Raw genomic sequence first — 1,601 nt, 5'->3', positions numbered from 1 at the left:
GGAGCCATCGGCGGGGGCGCGGGCGGGGGCGGCGGCTCCTCGGCGATGGCCAGGCCGGCCTCGGGATCCGGCATCAGGAATCGCAGCAACTCGGCCTCGGAGCGGAAATTCGGCATTCCGTCCTGCGCCGCGGCGGGTCCGGCCAGCGACCCCGCCCCCGCGACCGCGACCATCGCGCCCGCGATCCAATGTCCCAGCCCTGCCCGCATGACGCCCTCTCCCTGTTCAACCCATAGGAGCAGAGGAGTCGCAGGCTCGCAAACCCACGAAAGCTGACGGGCGGCGGAGGGTCAGTGGGCGAAGGCCAGCATCCACACCGCCATCCCGACCATCATCAGGTTCTCGGTCAGGGAGACAAAGCCCAGAGGGACATTGGACGAGCCGCCGACGCAGGCGCATTTCAGCTCGCGCTTGTCGATCCAGACCGCCTTGAACACCGAGACCGCGCCGACGCCGCCGATGAGCAGGGCGACCGGAGCGGACAGCCAGGTCAGGACCCCGGCCAGCATCAGCACGCCCGCGCCCAGCTCGCCGAACGGGTAGAGGTAGCCGTACGGCACCCAGCGCCGGGCCAGCAGGTCGTAGTTGAGGAACATGGTCGAGAAGGACTCGAGGTCCTGCAGCTTCAGCATGGCCAGCAGGCACATGGCTGTGGCGATGAAGGTCGGGAGAACCGACACGTCGGCGGGCGTCCCGAAGCGCAGCCAGGCGACGGCCAGGGCGATCAGGGCGGCGACGGCGAAGACCACGAGCACCGGGGTGTAGCTGGTCGCGTCCGGGCCGGGGACCGTTTCGCCGAGGTGGCGGCGCAGGTCGTCGTGGCCGCCGATGCGGACCCCGTCGATGAAGGTCTGGGGGGTGGTGTCGACGCCGTGCAGGGCCTTGAAGGCGTCGGTCTCGGCGCGAGTCTTCAGGTGATGGTCCTGGACCGCATAGCCCTTGCGGCGCAGCAGCCACAGCGACTTCTGGCCATAGGGGCAGATGTGGTCGGGCATGACCATGCGGTGGAGGACGGCGGTCTTGGGCTGGTCGGACATGGGCTCTCCTGCCCCTTTAACGGGCGAGGCCGGCCAAGGCTCCGGAGCCTTGAAGCCCTCCCCGCGACGGAGAGGGCTTCGATCGTCGGCGGCTACTGCACGCGCGAGGCGGCGGCGGCGAGGGCGTCGCTGTCGGCCAGGGTCTCGACGTTGTCGGCCGTGATCAGCACGGCGGGCGAGTCGGCGAAGGCTTCGTGCGGGCGGTCGAGGGCGCGCAGGGTGGTCTCGACGCCGTCGCCGAAGGCGAACATCGGGGCGCCCTTGGCCTGGGCGCGGGCGATGACGTCGTTGAGGGCGGCGGCGTCCTCGTCGGCCGAGCCGGCCGGGATGACCACGGCCTTGAGGGCGCCGTTGTCGATGTCGGAGGCCTGGCAGGTGGGCAGGACGCTGGTCCCGCCGACGTTGAGGCCGGCGTCGCCGACGGACATCGGGGCCAGCGACAGGCCGCGCGAGCGCAGGACGGATTCCGCGTCAGGCATGTCGCCGAAATTCATGGCGCGGCGCATGGCGAGGCCGATGCGGGCGCGGATCGGCGCGGGGCGGTAGCCGCCGCGGCCGGCGTGG

General features: G+C 71.3%; 2 protein-coding genes and 1 pseudogene. All 3 read right to left on the bottom strand.

Going from position 1 to position 1,601, the window contains the following annotated elements:
- Positions 1-209, bottom strand: a pseudogene (locus RDU12_RS15685) (hypothetical protein); the annotation flags it as partial.
- Positions 210-290: 81 nt separating this feature from the next.
- Positions 291-1,037, bottom strand: coding sequence for a MauE/DoxX family redox-associated membrane protein (locus tag RDU12_RS15680; protein ID WP_300290040.1), 747 nt, complete (start codon positions 1,035-1,037; stop codon positions 291-293).
- A 92-nt stretch (positions 1,038-1,129) separates the two neighbouring features.
- A partial coding sequence (locus tag RDU12_RS15675; RefSeq protein WP_308685593.1) for a hypothetical protein occupies positions 1,130-1,601 on the bottom strand: 472 nt, incomplete at its 5' end.

Origin of the sequence: Brevundimonas sp. (genome assembly GCF_031082345.1) — a bacterium.
Lineage (GTDB): Bacteria > Pseudomonadota > Alphaproteobacteria > Caulobacterales > Caulobacteraceae > Brevundimonas.
Note: the sequence above shows the minus strand (reverse complement) of the source record. Positions and strands in the feature narration are given on the sequence as shown.